22 protein-coding genes and 2 pseudogenes are annotated in these 16,428 nt (G+C 28.3%); 5 read left to right on the top strand and 19 right to left on the bottom strand.

Annotated elements, in window-relative coordinates:
- Window positions 1-728 precede the first annotated feature (728 nt).
- A pseudogene (locus BUB33_RS04835) lies at window positions 729-1,099 on the bottom strand (IS3-like element ISSwo1 family transposase); the annotation flags it as partial.
- Window positions 1,100-1,121: 22 nt separating this feature from the next.
- On the opposite strand from BUB33_RS04835, the gene BUB33_RS15805 reads away from it, so the two are divergent.
- Complete coding sequence (locus tag BUB33_RS15805) at window positions 1,122-1,307, top strand: hypothetical protein (protein WP_132983273.1); 186 nt, start codon at window positions 1,122-1,124, stop codon at window positions 1,305-1,307.
- 298 nt (window positions 1,308-1,605) lie between these two features.
- Window positions 1,606-1,743 (top strand): hypothetical protein, encoded by a 138-nt coding sequence (locus BUB33_RS15800; protein ID WP_115322197.1) that lies wholly within the window; start codon window positions 1,606-1,608, stop codon window positions 1,741-1,743.
- 215 nt (window positions 1,744-1,958) lie between these two features.
- On the opposite strand, the gene BUB33_RS04825 is transcribed toward BUB33_RS15800, so the two are convergent.
- From BUB33_RS04825 to BUB33_RS04795, 9 genes and pseudogenes are all read right to left on the bottom strand, one after another.
- Window positions 1,959-2,120, bottom strand: a complete 162-nt coding sequence (locus BUB33_RS04825; protein WP_084725182.1) for a helix-turn-helix transcriptional regulator — start codon at window positions 2,118-2,120, stop codon at window positions 1,959-1,961.
- Between the two features lie 748 nt (window positions 2,121-2,868).
- Window positions 2,869-3,027, bottom strand: a complete 159-nt coding sequence (locus BUB33_RS15990; RefSeq protein ID WP_159429163.1) for a hypothetical protein — start codon at window positions 3,025-3,027, stop codon at window positions 2,869-2,871.
- Between the two features lie 201 nt (window positions 3,028-3,228).
- Window positions 3,229-4,023: a nucleotidyl transferase AbiEii/AbiGii toxin family protein gene (locus BUB33_RS04820; protein WP_327191965.1), complete on the bottom strand. Its 795-nt coding sequence runs from the start codon at window positions 4,021-4,023 to the stop codon at window positions 3,229-3,231.
- Window positions 4,024-4,127: 104 nt separating this feature from the next.
- Window positions 4,128-4,721, bottom strand: a complete 594-nt coding sequence (locus tag BUB33_RS04815) for a type IV toxin-antitoxin system AbiEi family antitoxin domain-containing protein (protein ID WP_200778130.1) — start codon at window positions 4,719-4,721, stop codon at window positions 4,128-4,130.
- A gap of 510 nt (window positions 4,722-5,231) precedes the next feature.
- Window positions 5,232-5,642 (bottom strand): annotated as a pseudogene (locus tag BUB33_RS16300) (GNAT family N-acetyltransferase); the annotation flags it as partial.
- A gap of 18 nt (window positions 5,643-5,660) precedes the next feature.
- Window positions 5,661-5,828: a hypothetical protein gene (locus BUB33_RS16295; RefSeq protein WP_200778129.1), complete on the bottom strand. Its 168-nt coding sequence runs from the start codon at window positions 5,826-5,828 to the stop codon at window positions 5,661-5,663.
- Between the two features lie 214 nt (window positions 5,829-6,042).
- Window positions 6,043-6,552 carry a 2'-5' RNA ligase family protein gene (locus BUB33_RS04805; protein WP_072973789.1) on the bottom strand — a complete coding sequence of 170 codons (510 nt, stop codon included), beginning with the start codon at window positions 6,550-6,552 and terminating at the stop codon, window positions 6,043-6,045.
- Window positions 6,553-6,593: 41 nt separating this feature from the next.
- Window positions 6,594-7,133 carry an AAA family ATPase gene (locus BUB33_RS04800; protein ID WP_072973787.1) on the bottom strand — a complete coding sequence of 180 codons (540 nt, stop codon included), beginning with the start codon at window positions 7,131-7,133 and terminating at the stop codon, window positions 6,594-6,596.
- A gap of 58 nt (window positions 7,134-7,191) precedes the next feature.
- On the bottom strand, window positions 7,192-7,836 hold the full coding sequence (locus tag BUB33_RS04795; RefSeq protein ID WP_072973785.1) for a nucleotidyltransferase domain-containing protein: 645 nt from the start codon (window positions 7,834-7,836) through the stop codon (window positions 7,192-7,194).
- Between the two features lie 76 nt (window positions 7,837-7,912).
- Between BUB33_RS04795 and BUB33_RS15985 the strand changes: the two genes are divergently transcribed.
- Window positions 7,913-8,056 carry a hypothetical protein gene (locus BUB33_RS15985; protein WP_159429162.1) on the top strand — a complete coding sequence of 48 codons (144 nt, stop codon included), beginning with the start codon at window positions 7,913-7,915 and terminating at the stop codon, window positions 8,054-8,056.
- Between the two features lie 461 nt (window positions 8,057-8,517).
- Here the strand turns inward: BUB33_RS15985 and BUB33_RS04790 are convergent, their stop codons facing one another.
- From BUB33_RS04790 to BUB33_RS04770, 5 genes are all read right to left on the bottom strand, one after another.
- On the bottom strand, window positions 8,518-8,826 hold the full coding sequence (locus BUB33_RS04790) for a type II toxin-antitoxin system RelE/ParE family toxin (protein WP_200778128.1): 309 nt from the start codon (window positions 8,824-8,826) through the stop codon (window positions 8,518-8,520).
- On the bottom strand, window positions 8,819-9,103 hold the full coding sequence (locus BUB33_RS04785; protein WP_072973781.1) for a type II toxin-antitoxin system Phd/YefM family antitoxin: 285 nt from the start codon (window positions 9,101-9,103) through the stop codon (window positions 8,819-8,821). Before BUB33_RS04785 ends, BUB33_RS04790 begins: the two co-directional genes overlap by 8 nt.
- Before the next feature lie 79 nt (window positions 9,104-9,182).
- Window positions 9,183-9,599 (bottom strand): hypothetical protein, encoded by a 417-nt coding sequence (locus BUB33_RS04780; protein ID WP_143154883.1) that lies wholly within the window; start codon window positions 9,597-9,599, stop codon window positions 9,183-9,185.
- Window positions 9,600-9,871: 272 nt separating this feature from the next.
- Complete coding sequence (splB, locus tag BUB33_RS04775; RefSeq protein WP_072973779.1) at window positions 9,872-10,894, bottom strand: spore photoproduct lyase; 1,023 nt, start codon at window positions 10,892-10,894, stop codon at window positions 9,872-9,874.
- A gap of 81 nt (window positions 10,895-10,975) precedes the next feature.
- On the bottom strand, window positions 10,976-11,407 hold the full coding sequence (locus BUB33_RS04770) for a hypothetical protein (protein ID WP_072973777.1): 432 nt from the start codon (window positions 11,405-11,407) through the stop codon (window positions 10,976-10,978).
- A 225-nt stretch (window positions 11,408-11,632) separates the two neighbouring features.
- Between BUB33_RS04770 and BUB33_RS04765 the strand changes: the two genes are divergently transcribed.
- Complete coding sequence (locus BUB33_RS04765; protein ID WP_072973774.1) at window positions 11,633-11,821, top strand: hypothetical protein; 189 nt, start codon at window positions 11,633-11,635, stop codon at window positions 11,819-11,821.
- Between the two features lie 188 nt (window positions 11,822-12,009).
- Entirely contained in the window at window positions 12,010-12,219 is a 210-nt protein-coding gene (locus BUB33_RS04760; protein WP_072973772.1) for a DUF378 domain-containing protein, read from the top strand.
- Window positions 12,220-12,391: 172 nt separating this feature from the next.
- Here the strand turns inward: BUB33_RS04760 and BUB33_RS04755 are convergent, their stop codons facing one another.
- The 4 genes from BUB33_RS04755 to BUB33_RS04740 form a co-directional block, all read right to left on the bottom strand.
- Window positions 12,392-12,874, bottom strand: a complete 483-nt coding sequence (locus BUB33_RS04755; protein ID WP_072973770.1) for a DUF6512 family protein — start codon at window positions 12,872-12,874, stop codon at window positions 12,392-12,394.
- An 839-nt stretch (window positions 12,875-13,713) separates the two neighbouring features.
- On the bottom strand, window positions 13,714-13,935 hold the full coding sequence (locus tag BUB33_RS04750) for a hypothetical protein (protein WP_072973768.1): 222 nt from the start codon (window positions 13,933-13,935) through the stop codon (window positions 13,714-13,716).
- Window positions 13,922-14,398 carry a PIN domain-containing protein gene (locus tag BUB33_RS04745; RefSeq protein WP_072973766.1) on the bottom strand — a complete coding sequence of 159 codons (477 nt, stop codon included), beginning with the start codon at window positions 14,396-14,398 and terminating at the stop codon, window positions 13,922-13,924. The genes BUB33_RS04750 and BUB33_RS04745 overlap by 14 nt, the downstream gene beginning before the upstream one ends.
- A gap of 103 nt (window positions 14,399-14,501) precedes the next feature.
- Window positions 14,502-16,139, bottom strand: coding sequence for an SWIM zinc finger family protein (locus BUB33_RS04740; protein ID WP_072973764.1), 1,638 nt, complete (start codon window positions 16,137-16,139; stop codon window positions 14,502-14,504).
- Between the last annotated feature and the right edge of the window lie 289 nt (window positions 16,140-16,428).

Here is a 16,428-nt window from a genome sequence, read left to right as displayed (position 1 = left end):
GTTAATCATAACTCCTAACACTTGGAATCACTATAATATAAACAGTGACTTTTTCTTATAACTCTAAAATATCTCTATTTTCAAAAAGGGTTTTCGCCTCTCTATGTTGAATAATATAAGTACGACCTAATATTATGTTAAGGATCCGAAAGCCCTTGTATGAACGTCAACTAACTTTTAATAACATTAATTTATCTAATTTTGGACCTTTTCCCTTATTATTCTGTGCTTCAATCATTTAAAAACATCTTGCCTATTAAAATTTCTTCTAAAAATTTATGCCTAATTATATAGCCTTGTAGATAAGTTAATTAACATCGTCAACAGAATATTTGCTTCATTTGAATCTTCACAGTAACACTTTCTAGTCATTAAAATCTCATCTTATCTTTAATGTATTATGTCAATCCAATATTTCTCTTATTTGTCTTTTACAATTTAAGCAACTGATTTTTATAAAATTAGTAATAATATCTTTATATTAATTATGTATTATACTGTCATTTATATCAACAAGATATTTACCTGAATTTTCAACATGTTGCGACATTTTTTTACTTAAGTTATTAAATATTTTAGCAAAATTAAAATTTTCCTGTAGAATGATAACTTTTTTATACAAAATTATTCTTAATATCATATTATTATTTATTCTAGCTGATTGTTTTTCTATATTCCAGGAAAGTTATATGATCTAAAACTCCGTGAGTTCTAATATATCAATTTTGTTTTAATATTTTATTTATGGCTTCACTTACAGCATTGTTATAAGGATTTCCTTTTCTACTTAGTCTTCAATTTTTAAAGTTTTGTAGTACATCTTCTTTTTTTATTATCATATTTTCTAACACCATCTGAATGAAATGCTTTTATATCTCTTAAAGAATATCTATAGCTCAAAAGAACTCTCTCCATTAAACTAACACCTTTATTTCTTCCAAATGAATAATAGATTCTCTCTCTATTATGAAGGTCTATTAGAGTACATATATAATTCCATTTATTTTTTACCCTAACATAGGTCAGATCACTTACTGCTATTTCTAGTTTTTTTATCATTAAACTTTCTATCTACTATATTTAAAACCTCTGATTTATTATACTCTTCACAAGATTTTTATATGAAAGAACTTATTAAACTATTAGATGAAAATCTAGAATATGTTGATTATTCTATCTTAAATGATAATATTTATATAAATGTAAGGTCAGTACGTGAATATGCTATATGTCCATATTGCAATACTCATTCTACTAAAGTACATTCACATTATAAAAGGAACTTTCAAGATCTGACTATACAGTAAGCAATAGAAAGATGTTCTGTGTAAACAAGGATTGTAAGCATACAACATTTACCTAAACTTTTGATTTTATTGAGTTTAAATATAAAAAGACTAGCCGTTTACAAAATGAAGCAATTAATATATCTCAAAACGTTAGCTCTATATCAGATGTGAAGATGATAAATACTAGAATTTCGAGCATAGGAAAAAGTACTATTTGCAATTTCTTAAAAAACAATGATAAGTATTAATAAGAATAATATAAAAAAGGTATATTGATTATTTTGCAATAAAAAAGCGTGAAACCTATGGAACAGTTATGATTGATATAGATACTCATAGAGTTGTTGATATGCTTAACTCTAGGGAATATAATGATATAGTTACCTGGAAGACATTTCCAAATCTTAAGGTAGTTTCACGAAATGGCTCTATTACATATTCTAATTCCATTTAAAATTCTCATCCAGGAGCAATTCAAGTCAGTGATAGATTTCATTTATTAAAGAATCTTACGGATTACTGCAAGAAGTTTTTAATGAATCATTTAAAAGCAAATGTAGAAATAAAAGCTGAAGTAAAAAGATGGAAAAAGAAATAAATAATAAACCATTGTCTTCAATTGAGAAAATAGTTAAAGCTGGTACTACAAATACAAAAATTTATAGATTGTTAAAGTCTGGAAATCATTTTTAAATTTTCAATATCCGGCATTCCCTTATAGGGTTCCCATTTTATTATCGCAGTTCTTGATACGAATAATCTTTTTGCCAATTCCTCTCGAGACAATCCGTTCTGTTTTCTTGCTTCTCTTATTTTCTTTCCAAATGTCATAGAATATCCCTCCATACAAAATTTAAATTGCCAAGTAGTTTCAGTAGAGGGTGTTGGGGGGTATCCTGCAAGAAACGTGTTTTTTCATAATGGTTAATTTGCGTAACGTACAATAATAAAACCATACTCTAACAAATCTATCTTATACTTTAACACTTTTAAATAGTTATTCAATCCTATAAACTATTATCAGTAAAATGGAGTCAAAATATTTAAAATGTCTAATTTTAGGTAGTCAAACATACGTGACATAGACCTCTGAATAATTTTATCTGATTAATTTTATAGTTTTCTTAAATTGCTAATAATTATTTTGTCAAGTAGAACGTGATAACAATCTTTGATTAAATAATTATTAGCAATATCATCTTAAGCAGCATTAAATGCATCCTTTCTATGGACTTCTCCTCATTTATATTCCTTATGTCAGTCTCTAAAAAATTTTTTTAGAATAAATTTATAGAATATTTATCTTAGATTTTCAAAAAATCTATTATTATTTATTACATACATAAATACACCGTAACAATTTAAGAGATAACATACTTTAATTTTATAGTATACTCCATGTTTTCTTAACCTATGATTCCATCATTTACGAAATATAAAGATTATTTTACCTATTCATTTCTACAAAATACTCCAACATTAAAACCCTTAGCTCTGTCCGAAGACTTTAATCTTAGAATATTTATATTAACATCAGATCAGTAACTTTTCCTCAATCTATGTTACTGCTCCTATTTATTTAATCATAATAATCCACCATCTGTTCCATCACTATTCCTAATTCAAACTGTATTTCTAGTCTTTCTTCTTTGTTTACCTGATTATTTTGATTAATCTTCTTACTAAATTTGTCAAATTCCCTTACTTGTGGTCTTCCAGTCTTTGAAGTACAGTTCATCACCACTGATTAAAAAATCAAGTGGATATGTTTCCACATACAAAAACCATCAAATGTCATCCACACATTCAATGGCTCAAACTCTTGCTATCACTATATTTTATTATCTTTCTAGTTTCACAATTACTTCAACGTTCCTTGAGAGGTCAATAAAGATGTCGTAAGTATCTAGTACCCCCTTGGTGGTAAAATTCATATCTCTCATTTATCATACTTTCTTTTTTTTGAATCCCATTTTTCAAAGAATTCATCTTCCTTAAGAATTGACTCATAAGGTGGTGATATAAAGTCAATAATTATATTAACAACATCTATAAAATCTAATTTATAATTTAATATCTTATTGCAGAAATTATCCCATCTTTTTTGAACTTCTGTATCTTCCGTTAGTCTAAGGATATCAGTAATCGAGTCCTTCTCATATGCTCTTCCCCTATTTGATAAGGTTTCATACAGTGCTTCTTGCAATTTTCTTCCCTCAAAGTCGAATGTTGTTGCTATATAGAATATGTCATAAAAATCCTTCATCCTACCTGTCATTTCCATAAGTGAAATAATTGCATCAATTTTTTCTGCTATTGTTGATTCTAAGGAATAAGTAAAAATCTTAGGCTGTTCAAAATCTGGAAGTAAAACTGGCAAAGTCCTTTCAACTGGTGAATGAACTATAATATCCCCAACACCAAAATCTATGCTAAAAGGAGTTCTGGTTCTTCCAATAATTCCAATAAGGTTAACTCTAACACCACTGTATTCCTTAAACTCACTAATGACTTCTAAGTTTCTAATCTGAAGCTCAATAAAATCATTCTTAGTTTTTACAAGGAGAACTTCGTTAATAAGCTTTTCTATGGTATTTATATCATTAGAATAATTTCTCAGCAAATAATCTGCATCAATTGTTGGTCTGGAGGTGAATTCACTAATTGAATATAAAAAATAGCCACTTTTAAGAATTAAGTTGGTTTTGTAATTTGACATAGCAAGTCTTCTAATAAATTCTTCTTGGCAAAATAAATTTAGTAATTATTGTAATGAAATACCCTTTTTCTTTGATTCATTTTTAAGTCTTGCTAATATTGACTCTAATTTATTTTTCATTATAACCACACTCCAATATATGTTTGGACTTTATTCTTTAGATTTAATACCTTAGAATATTCTAGGAGCTTTTTTATATCCTTTTTTGGGTCTTTTACATATCTTTGAATAGCATTGCTAAATACTTCCCTTTCTATTTTACTTTCATGTCGTAAAACATCACATATTGTTCGATCTCTATTAAATATTTTTACATCTACACCCTCTATTTGATTTATATCCACTCCCACATCTAAAAGTTTTGATTCCATATAAAATACATCTATTAATGGATAATCTATTTTATATTGATTTTTTTCACTGTTCCTATCTACAGCTATTTGCCAGGATGAAGGTATCCTATCTGTATATTCATATACCATCAAAGCGGATTCAAGAAAAATTACTGCATTAGGAAATAATCTTGCTATTACAACTTCTTCTGGGTATATATTACCTGTAAGTTCATAAAATCCTCTTTTTATCTTTACAATGTCACCATTTTCTATTAATTTATTTATTTGTCTACTATAAAATCCGAGTTCATTAAGTTGATAAGTTCTTAGTATTCCACCATTATTTTTGAAAGCTTTATAAAGATATTTTTTATCCATTTCGCACCTCCATACCCACATCTCTAATTAGGGTGTGGGTTGTTTAGTGCAATTATAACACAAGGCTTAATCTAAAGTAAAGTTTTTTAATTCTTGTAAAATAATAAACTATATCATTGCTACTCAGAAAAATTAGTACCCATAACTATTAGCTGTTCTATTCACTCCAATGATTTACCATACATAAATAATTTTGACATTATTCTCATTCCTTTCTTTTCTGTTTTTAGGCATAAAAAAATGACGAAGTTTATTTGGTCTTCTTGACCTAAACTTCGCCATTTTTTTATTAAATTTCAGGTTCATATAACTACACCATGTTACGCACTATGACAAATCCAAATTTATAAAATAAGAAGGCAGAGTACTTAAACATAACCTACCCCAGTAATATCAATTGTTTAGTAAATTTCTTTTAATCTGTCATATCTACTATTAGGACAAATTAAATCTAATACGTTTATCACACATAATATAAATTCTTTTCTACTGACTTATATCATAATTTGTTCAGTCCCTATACTCTTGTTCGAGAATAGAATATAACAATGAATCTATCCATTGCCCTTTTTGTAATTTATTTTCCCTTAAACATCCTTCTTTAATCATTCCTATTTTTTGTAAGACCTTTGCTGAACCAAAGTTATCTGGATCACAAGTTGCAAAAATTCTACGCAGATTCAAATGTCTAAATCCAAACTTGATAATTGCTTTAGCTGCTTCTGTAGCATAACCATTTCCCCAATATTGTTGATTATAGCAATACCCAATCCATCCTTCTCTATTATTGAGATTCGATAAATGTATTCCACAAGCCCCAATTAATTTATTGTCATCTTTTTTAACTACTGCAACCTCATAATCATATCTTGGGTTATCAAATTGATACTTAATATTTTGGTCTAAAAATAATTGAGTATCTTTTTCGCTATTAGGACCCTAGGGTTGATATTTTACAACTTCTGGGTCTGAAGCATAATTATGAATTGATAAAAAGTCCCCTTTAACAAATTCTCTTAAAATAAGTCTTTCAGTTTCAATATTAATTTCAACCAACCTCCCCAATAATAAATAATTTAAATTCAAATATGAAATATTAATATTCATAAATTTATTTATTATATCTTTATATGAAAATATTTTCTATATTTAGGTTTTACTCAATTCTTATTATGGCAAATTCAGAAACGTTAAAATTAGCCCCTACCCTATGTGTTAGTCACTAATAGTGTTTAGGTTCGCAGCTTATCAACATTGTTCACCATTCGCCAAATCCTTATAGTAAATTCTATATTTTTCGAATTTATAAACATTATACAATTTATTCTAAATCAAATGAAAACTCAATTATTGACTTTTCATCCAAATCAATATTTTCTACAAATACTTTATCAATTAATGTTTCATAAATTTCATTATAGCAATTTAATTCATCAACTGCATCATCAAATTGCTTCTGTTCAAATATCTTGCCAACGGTTAAATGAGGAAAATATGTTACCTTTCTAAATATAAACTTTTCTAATAATCCACTATATAACTTATCATGTAATTCAATAATATTATCATTCCCCTTCTTTACATTAAGAAATAGATATCCATCTCTATAATCACCTGTAATATTATTAAGCATGATGTTAAACTTTTTTATGCCTTTCAATGACTTATTGAAATGCTCTTTTAATTCATGCGTTGTCAAATCAGATTCAAATGGAAAGACAATTGTAATATGAGGTGCAATGTAATTAGCAAGTGGGTCATATTTACCCCTTATATTGTTAATAGTATCAATGTTATTAAACTTTGGAAATAAAATTACTGCCCTTTTCAATTAAATCACTCCTTTGCGATTCACTGTAGATTATGTTTATACTATTTATTTTTCTGAATTTCCAAATACTTCTTCACAATCAATTTTGCATTTTGGGAAATGTCTTTAGTTCCGTCCACTCGCAAAACTGGGCAAGATAACTCTGTCGTCCATTGTTCAATCCTTGATATAGAACGTGAGGCTACGAAATCAACAAATTTTATGTGTTGTTCATACATATCGCCCCCTTTGCGGATGCGTTCTCTGTGTTTATCGTACTCTCGTTGTTCTATGCGTTTAATACGCAGTTCTATCGGTGCCGAGATAAATACAGCGAGTTCGTACAATTTTGGAATTATGTCACCAAAGTCTCCAGTGACTGCAGAGATGACAAAAGAATGATGTTTCTTTATGTCAGAGAGTATTGAGTTCAAGCAGTCTTCATACGATCGTTCTACCGTGTATGGAATTTCTGATTTTTCAAAGTGATAATCCTCTATGTCCATATGTTTAAAATTCAACATGTTAGCCAACTCACGTCCAAGCGTAGTCTTGCCGCTTCCGTTTGCCCCAAATATGATTATACCGCGTGGGTTACTCATTTTTAGACCTCCTGAACACTTTATAAATAATTCGACATTAATTTATTCATTTGTATTCTTACTTAATCCATATATGCCCTTGAGGATATGCTGTATTCATAGCATTTATGAACCAGTCATATCTTTCTTTATCGAGTTTATTTATTACCATATCAAAGTCATGTTGATAATCACGATTTTCATAGTTTCGAGATTTATAGAGTAATACAATTTCAGGAGCAAGAATACTAACTTCTCCCCTTTTTATAAATGCACTATCTATATCAAGTGTAATATTATGATTCTTTTGATAATAAAAAATACTATTCTCTATTTTATTAAATATTACTTCTATAAAGTCAAGTTTTGTTTGCTCTCTATCAATAAATTTCATATACTTAAATGGTCCATCAACTTTTTCAGTTATTATAAAATCTGCCCCTTTCTTATAGCACCATATATTATCAAAATTTAATTCTGAATGTTGAAGAGCAAATTCCACTGGTACTAACCTTTGATTACCAACAGGTGCATCTATTTCCCACCCCTTTGATTTAAGGTATTGAATACATTCTTTCATATCATTAAAACTAACCGTTATATCTATATCTTTGTGCTTTCTTGTTATGTTTCCTAAATAAGCATCGATAGCAAACCCGCCACATAGATACCACTCTACATCCATACCAGATAAATGCTCACTTATTTCATTGAATAATTTCATTTTTTAACCAACCTCCCTCATATAACTATAACTTTATTAATATAATATATATATCTGAATGAAAGGGGAATTGCTTATGAATAAAAAACTTAATGGAATTAATAAATTTGGATATTTAGGCTTATTAGGATTATTCGGTTTACTGGGAATATTTACAGATAACACAAATTTATTAGGGCTATTTGGATTCTTTGGTTTCTTTAAAGTGGTACAAGACTAATTGTTTTCCTAATAAGGAACGTCGTACTTTTATACTTTTATTCATCTACAGTATATAATTCACCTACCATAATATCAACTAAATTTAACCATTTACTCTTCAAATATCCCTAATTATCCAATGTCATCTGTCAAACACCCTATTTTTAAGGGTCAAAAAAGGGTATTTTTTCACCAATTTTTGTCCCAAAACCACTATATGTTGTGGTCAAAGTCTATTATTCCTTGTCCCAACCACAATACGTCATCAGAATTGCTGCCTCAACGTGCCTTGAGAGGATAATAATGATGTCGTAATATGACATTGCTCCCTTGGTGGTAGGTATATTTCTTATTTATTATACTTTCTTTTTTGAAAGTCCAATCATCAAAAAATTCATCTCCCTTAAAAATTAAATTATAATGGATATAGAAAAAGCCCTAAAGTTAGCTGCTATATGGCTTAGGATTATTGTGATCTAACTATATTAAATTTTGATATTCTCTTCTTCCATCAACTATAGCATATATAATAACTGTTTTCTTTTCTTCATTTACTTTGTAAAATATAAGGTGTTTCTCTACAATGACTACTCTATACCCTTGTTTTTTCAAAATCGAATATCTAGGTATGCTTCCTGAGTTAGGAAACTCTTTTAAACGATTAATGGATTCTTCTATTTTATCCAAATATTTGAGAGCAGTATCAACACTACCTGAATCATCTGCAATATAATATATTATATCTCTCAGTTGATCTTCTGCTTTGTCTGTTCTCATAATCTTATACATTTTCATTCTTCCTATTTACCAAAGATTCACGAAGTCTATCTAAAGATTCTTGCATGGAATCCACTCTTCCATTTTTGACATCATCTTCCGCTTCTGCAAGAGTTCGAAGCAATTCTAATTCCGCTTTCATTTGCTTGTAATCCTGTAATCCAAGAATAGCTGTATCGCCACGACCATTTACAGTAATAATCACAGCTTCTCTAGTTTCCCTGCACTGTTTAGATATTTCATTATATTTATTTCTTAAATCTGCTGATGGTCTAATATTTAATTCCATTTTAGCACCTCTTTCCACCTTATTGATATATGTATATTATATCATAATTTGCCTATCATGTAAGTCTGAATATTTTTATTCAATCTAGATACAGAAAAAGTCCCTTAAAGAATTTAATTTTAAAATCTGAAGCAATGTATCCACATTTATCCCATCTTTTGTTAACATTAATAACATTGCAGTTGCAACCTTTTACACCTCCTTGGCAGTTAAAATAATTATTAATGACTATGCCACTTTTCCTTGGTTGAAAATTAGGAACCATAAGCATTGAAGCCCTAACCCTATTTATGAAATAAATAGTGGTAGGTCTCATGCCAATAATGTCCAAGAACTCGACCCTAGAGAGAAATGATTGGAAACATTCTACGGCTGTTGCTCTATTCCTTCCAAGGATGTACCATACATAAATAATTTTGACATTTTTCTCAGTCCTTTCTTTTCTGTTTTTGGGCATAAAAAAAGGCCAAGTCTCCTTAGCCTTTAATTTTCCCAAACCTTGGTATTTCTATTTTATTATATAGTTTTTCATTTTTTGTTCCAATTCTAGGGCAACGAATCACAAATCTCTTGATAGTAATCATATTAATTATATATAATATAATTACCTATAACCCTGAAATACAGGTGGACTTAAAGGTGTAAGGATTGTATTCAGGAACAATTCCTGACAAAAAACCACCACTTATATAAGTGTATTTACTATCAGCTAAACCATATTATCATATTATAATGATTTTGGATCTTTATTGATTTTATATAACAGTCTTATATAATGTATAAAAGTTTCTTATATTCAAACAACCTACCAATATTCTCTGTAAAAAACTCCTTTATTTCATTAACAACTTCTGCATCATATACATATTTCCCATATCCAAATTGTCCATATTTGAACTTCCGTTCTTCATCTTTCATTGGAAGTTCACTTTCTGGGAATACTTGGAGGATCCTATTCTTTGCTGTTATTGTATATCTATGTGATATGATTTCAAATGTTATTGGGAACTTTAAATTGTTTGGGAGTTTCTCCGCTAATTCCATTAGCAAATCACTATAATCTTCTTTCCAACCAGGATAAATAAATACTGGTGCTATTAAAAACCCTATGGGGTACGCTGCTTTTGCAACCTTAATACTTGCCTCTATCCTTTTATTCCGAGAAGTAGTAAAATGTTCATATTTATCTATAATAAATGATGTATTTATACTAAATCTCACTTCCGTATGACCATTATGTTCTATATCTAGAAGTGTATCTACATCATTATATTTCGTTACAAATCGAAATCTGGCATTATCTAATTTGCCAAAAAATTCTATAGACTGTCTAAGGGAACCTGTATATGGTTCTACCGGTACTGGATCAGAGGTAGCAGCTCCTTCAAATATTGTTATTTCTGGTAGCCTTTCATTTATATACTTTGTAGCAGTATCTAGAATCTCTTCTATGTTTACATATACTCTAACAAAGGGCTTATCCCCTAATCTGGTGTTTAAATAACAATATTCACATTGTCCCATACATCCAGATACTAGGGGAAGTTGAAAATGGGCGGATGGTTTGCATGACTGAAACTTGATGCCCCTTTTAACCCCAACTATCAAAGTTTTCTTGCCTTCTCTGTATTGAGAATATAAATTATCCCCTGGAATATACTCTTTGTATTTATTAGAGTTTAAATTTATTATTTCAATATTATCTTTTGAACTAAAATTATCATATATATTTCTTCCTATATTATAATTTATTGAACCTTTTTCAAATATAATTCTACTAGGTATAAACATATTTTTTCACAATAAATCATTACTTAATAATTTATTAACTCCTTTAATATATTAAATAAATAGATGTTGCTATTAAATAATCTATTGAAGATATTTTTTATATTCTTCTATACTATTTCTCTCAAATGTAAGTAACTCATTAGCAATAGAAAGTACATACCCTTTTACATTATTATATTCTTTCAATTTTTTTGTCATATCAATAATACCCATAGTACTACCCTGAATTAACATCTCCGAAATATATGAGGTAGACTTATTTAACATGGTTTTTAGATTTATCATGGTAGAAGTTGACGATTTTGAAAAAATATTAATCCCTTTTGCCTTTTTATTTATTTCTTGCAATTCTTTTTCTGTATTATCATAAATTGTTATATATGTTATCAAGTGTGATTTAATCAATTCCTTATAATTATCATCCTCAGTGATGTCAATTAATTGAGAAAGTGTATTTTTCCCCATTTCTGCATTTTGATAAATATAATTTAAAAATTCAACATTTTTATCCATATTAAACACCTGCTTTATTAGTATGTTTTAAAATAAACTTTTTATTATAAATTTAATTCAATTTTGTTTAAGAATTTTTAAGAGCAACAAATTATAGATGATATATTAGTAATCCTTATTTGGTCAGGTATAGCAAGCAGGTCTTTCAGTATAATAATTTGAATAAATAAATTTGTTATAGAGATAATAAATAATAATCTATTATTAAAAGAGGAGAGATTTAATGTGAAAAAAGGAATCTTACCAGCATTACTTGGAATAGCTGTTACAGGTGGAGCTATTGCAATGACTCAAACTGATATTACAAGAAAAATGATGAACTCTAAAAATAGAAAAGCTATGATAACAACTGGGATAATTGGTTATGGATTAGCACATATTGTCTTAGGATGCCTTGATATATTAACAGAATAATAAATATATGGCTTTTTAAATGCTTTAGCCTGATAAATTTTAAATTCATCAGTTTTTTCTATTTAATAAACTGTTCGCAAAATCACTTATGTTACAATTTTGTAAGTTATAAGTTTATTTTAATAAAAATGAGAAATACTAAGACTAAATAAATATTTACAAATTATAAAATTGAAAGGAGAAATTTGATGGATACATTGAGCTTGATTTTAGTAATAATAGGAGCATTAAATTGGGGATTAATTGCATTATTTAAATTTGATTTAGTAGCCACAATATTTGGAGGACAGGATGCATTTCTAAGTAGAATTATATATGGCCTAGTAGGATTAGCAGGAATATATTGTATAAAATTTTTAATGGAAAGAGATAGGGATAAACCAGTAATAAAAGAATAGAAATAAAATCTCTACTACCTTACATTATTACTAAAATAAATTATTGAAAGCTTGAACAATAGTATTCATCTATATATTCAAGCTTTTTAATATATTCTTTATACATATTTTAATCGTTACAATTCATTTGTATATTATAGTTACCTAACACAACTTAATTCTAGAAAAATTATCATTTTATACCATAAAATCCTTTTGAATCCATAAATAATGGTATATGTAATGGATAAAATGTAAAAATCATAAAGCCTAAGCCTAGAAGTATAAGCATCATTAATCCAAGACTATCAGGTAAACTTATACTTATTTTCGTAATATTATAACTTATTACTTGGCAAATTAATGCACCTATTACAAAAGATCCAATATCTACTATTAGATTATGACTTCCAGTTATAGCCTCATAGCTGTAAAATATAATTATAATGAATATAGACATGGATGTTATTCCCACAAACTTCCCCGTAAAGAAATTTTTTATATTGTTTCCTATGAAAAAATACTCTAATTTCATAAAAAATAATAATGAAAAGTATCCTAATTTCAAATGTTCCCATATGCTCTCATTTGCCGCACTAAATAAAGCCACCAATTTAGACTCTCCAGATAATTCAAAAGTAAAATGTAGCAGTGAACCTAATAGTACAGTCCACAAGCAACCAAAATTCTCCTATTTTTTTAAAGATAGGTGTTTTAACATTGTCTCCCTCCACATATATATTATGTCTTAAGAAATATACCATATGCATTTATTTATTAGGGATATCCTTTATATAACTACTTTTGTGTTGAACTTAGCAACATATCAAAAATAGCTTTCCCATTTTATAAAGATAATAATAAACAATAAAATGAAGATGGCATTCTTAATGATAATGCTTGATAACTTCTTTTTCCAAATAGACTTATATATAGTATATGATTTACCCACCATTCTAACAACGAATTTAATCATTTACCCTTTAAATATCTCTAATTATCGAATGTCATCTGTCAAACGCCCTATTTAAAAGGGTCAAAAATCGGTGTTTTTTAGCCGATTTTTGACCCAAATTCCGTCCCCAAACCACTACATGTTATGGTGGAAGCTTATTATTTCTTATCAGAACCACAATACGTCATCAGAATTGATACTTCAGCCGTAGAATGTACCAATCAGCCTTCGCTATCGCTCGTCTTCTTAGACATTCCTGGCATGAGGCGTACATCTACTTACAATTCACTTCATTCCTTGTAAGCAGTGTTACGACTTCAACGTGCCTTGAGAGGATAATAAAGATGTCGTGAAAAGATAGTATCCCCTTGGTGTAAAGGCGTATTTCCTAATTTGTACATATTTATCATTAGTTTTTAAAATTTTTTCATCAATATTGTAAGAAACAAAGCTCTCAAATTAATAAATATTTGAGAGCTTTGTTTTTTGCAATTTAAATTATTTATTCTTCATATTTTCTTTTAATTTTCAAAGGCGGCAAAATATTTTCGTATTAATTATTATCTATTCTCCCAGTGTTTCTTTGCATTATCAAACATTTCATCTAAAGACATACCATCAAATATTTCATCTTCTAGTTTCAAATAATCTTCTTTGCTTATACCCTCGGAGTGGCGTATAAACCGTAAGAATCCAGAGTAGCCCAGTTCCTTTATTAATGCCCTAGAACCTTTTTCTATTATTTCTTTATCTGTGAATTTGCTTTTTTCATTCAATAACATCAATATCCATCTCCTTTCTAAGAAAATCTATAGGATTATATAGTTTAATATTTTTGATTGTTTCTTTCAAATGATTTCTATTTTTTTCTACTGTCTTTATAAATTTATCATCACAGGTTATAAAATATTTACAACCTCCATATACAGCTGAGGCAAGATGTAATGCATCTTTATCTTTTGTATTTGATTTCATAACTATATCTTTGGCTATCAATTTAATATTATCATTAGGCTGTATTACCTCATTACACAAGGTAGAAATAGATATGATATTAAGTTCCCTCTCTATAAAAGGATTTCTACTATTTTCATATTCCAAAACAAAGGACCATACTAATTCATATTTTTTCTTTTCGATTAGTTCAAATAAAATATCTATTGCAATAGACTCAAATCTTATTCTCATCTGTGTTTGATCATCAAACACCCTATTGTATATGTTCATATCAAAATATATTTTCATCTATATTCCCCCACCTATATGCCTCTTATACTTATTATATCATATTCAGAGAAAATCTGTCCTATTTAGTATAGCCTATCCAGAATAAAAGAATCTTGGTATACTATAATTTACTTAGTTCATCCATCATTGCAGGTCTGTTCCTATATCTTAATCTCCAATCACTTACAATTTCAGATACCTTTTCTTTACCTTCTGGATATTTCTTCATTCGTCTTAAAATAGATACTATCTCTCTATAGTGTGCCCTGCCAGAAGTATTCCTTGCCATAGTTTTTACTGTATTTTCATATTTATCAAGAAGTTCTTTTGGATAAATATCTTTTAAAATTTTTTCATACTCTATTAGCATATACAATCCATTAGAATTTATAATTATATTAATTAATCTATCATATAATTCCTCAAGTTCATATAGTTTATCAATTCCTCTATAAGGGGATAATTTACTAAAAACTATTTCCCTCTTTTCCATCCATTCTTTATCTGTATAAAATGATTTTAATTCTTTATATAATTCCATATCTCCTGCTTTATAGTTTAATACTAATGACCATAGTTCTTCTTCATAAAGTTTCTGTTCTCCAATTTGTTTATATAAGTCCTTTAGCTTCAAGCTATAATTGGTTACAATTCCTGGCCAATCTTTTTCCTTGTCTTTACCTTCCCTAAGTAATTTAATTGCCATATCATAGTCTTTTCTATTTATGTAAATATCAATATAATGTTTTCTCACTTCATTAATTTCCAAATTTTCCTTCCAGTAATCTTCAATTATATTTTGGCTTACCTCCATTTCCTCCATAATATTTATACGTCGTAGGATCATTTCACCAAGTCCATAACTATTAAACCATGAATTTTCCTGTTTTTTATATTCTCTTATCTTATTGTCCAGAAAAATAATTTTCTCTTCCATAAATTCATCTTCTTTAAAGTCATCAAATATAATTTCTTCTATATAATCCTCCATGTAATCTATAACTGAACCATTCAAATGCCCAGTGAACCAATTGTATATCTTTCTTTTAAGCTCAATACTACTCTTATCTAATATTTCTTGCCATATCTCTAAGCAACTATTGGCCACCAGGCCGGTTCCTCCATCGGAATCATCCATATCTTGATTTCCTACTTTAATAAATATATAATTAGTAAGTTCAAAGGCCTCTTCCAGTTGATTATTATCTACCATTGCTTGTATATCATTATCTAGAATCTCTTCAAGTTCTGATATGAAGCCCCAGGCATTTTTATAATCAACAAAATCATGATGTCCTGCATATCTCTTAAAAATACTATTTACTTGATTTTTATAACGCTTCATATCTGCGGGTGAAATATCACATTGCAATCTACTTTTAAACCTATTTAATAATTTTTCATCATTTTTCAGAATATCGATCAAAAAATCTTCAACTAGAACAGAGTCAGCTTCTTTTACTAATTTAGTGATGCTTGTTTCTATATCTTCTATTTTTAAGACTCTCTCTTTATCCTCTAAATAAAATAATACTGCAGCCATATGCTTGCAATTATTTCCACCATCTGCATATGGACAGTTGCAACTTAATTCTATTATTTCATCATTCTTTTTCACAATCTCAACTTTATATTCTTCAGTTCCATATACAGTAGCTTCTATTATATTGTCTTTAACATATACATTTGTAACAAGATTACAAATAAAATAATCTAACCCTCTTCCTAATATGTGATCTTGAAATAAATGTTTCCACATTATCTCAGCTCCTCTATACTAAAATATATTCCCTTTTCACTAGTACTGCTATATTCTATAATAATATAACTATCTCAGAAATTCTATCCTTTTAAAAACCCTTTACTATTAATTCAAATAATAACAATAGATTCTTTCCAGCCATATGGTGGGAATTGTTTTCCATTATAAACTTGTATTGGATCATTTGAATTTTTATATAAGACACCATGGGGAGTTACCCTAGCAATTTTATTGTTTCTAATTACATCCAGTGCATAGTATTGCCCATCTAGTCATCTAATTCCCT

This window comes from Tissierella praeacuta DSM 18095 (assembly GCF_900128955.1).
Taxonomy (GTDB): Bacteria; Bacillota; Clostridia; order Tissierellales; family Tissierellaceae; genus Tissierella; species Tissierella praeacuta.
The sequence above is the reverse complement of the archived record's forward strand: the minus strand, read 5'-3'. Positions and strand labels throughout refer to the sequence as shown.

Coding starts and splice junctions, on each gene's coding strand:
- BUB33_RS15805 (WP_132983273.1), top strand. CDS start 1,122: ATGAAAGAACTTATTAAACTATTAGATGAAAATCTAGAATATGTTGAT.
- BUB33_RS15800 (WP_115322197.1), top strand. CDS start 1,606: ATGATTGATATAGATACTCATAGAGTTGTTGATATGCTTAACTCTAGG.
- BUB33_RS04825 (WP_084725182.1), bottom strand. CDS start 2,120: ATGACATTTGGAAAGAAAATAAGAGAAGCAAGAAAACAGAACGGATTG.
- BUB33_RS15990 (WP_159429163.1), bottom strand. CDS start 3,027: ATGAACTGTACTTCAAAGACTGGAAGACCACAAGTAAGGGAATTTGAC.
- BUB33_RS04815 (WP_200778130.1), bottom strand. CDS start 4,721: ATGGATAAAAAATATCTTTATAAAGCTTTCAAAAATAATGGTGGAATA.
- BUB33_RS16295 (WP_200778129.1), bottom strand. CDS start 5,828: ATGAATATTAATATTTCATATTTGAATTTAAATTATTTATTATTGGGG.
- BUB33_RS04800 (WP_072973787.1), bottom strand. CDS start 7,133: ATGAGTAACCCACGCGGTATAATCATATTTGGGGCAAACGGAAGCGGC.
- BUB33_RS04795 (WP_072973785.1), bottom strand. CDS start 7,836: ATGAAATTATTCAATGAAATAAGTGAGCATTTATCTGGTATGGATGTA.
- BUB33_RS15985 (WP_159429162.1), top strand. CDS start 7,913: ATGAATAAAAAACTTAATGGAATTAATAAATTTGGATATTTAGGCTTA.
- BUB33_RS04790 (WP_200778128.1), bottom strand. CDS start 8,826: ATGTATAAGATTATGAGAACAGACAAAGCAGAAGATCAACTGAGAGAT.
- BUB33_RS04785 (WP_072973781.1), bottom strand. CDS start 9,103: ATGGAATTAAATATTAGACCATCAGCAGATTTAAGAAATAAATATAAT.
- splB (WP_072973779.1), bottom strand. CDS start 10,894: ATGTTTATACCTAGTAGAATTATATTTGAAAAAGGTTCAATAAATTAT.
- BUB33_RS04770 (WP_072973777.1), bottom strand. CDS start 11,407: ATGGATAAAAATGTTGAATTTTTAAATTATATTTATCAAAATGCAGAA.
- BUB33_RS04760 (WP_072973772.1), top strand. CDS start 12,010: ATGGATACATTGAGCTTGATTTTAGTAATAATAGGAGCATTAAATTGG.
- BUB33_RS04750 (WP_072973768.1), bottom strand. CDS start 13,935: ATGTTATTGAATGAAAAAAGCAAATTCACAGATAAAGAAATAATAGAA.
- BUB33_RS04745 (WP_072973766.1), bottom strand. CDS start 14,398: ATGAAAATATATTTTGATATGAACATATACAATAGGGTGTTTGATGAT.
- BUB33_RS04740 (WP_072973764.1), bottom strand. CDS start 16,139: ATGTGGAAACATTTATTTCAAGATCACATATTAGGAAGAGGGTTAGAT.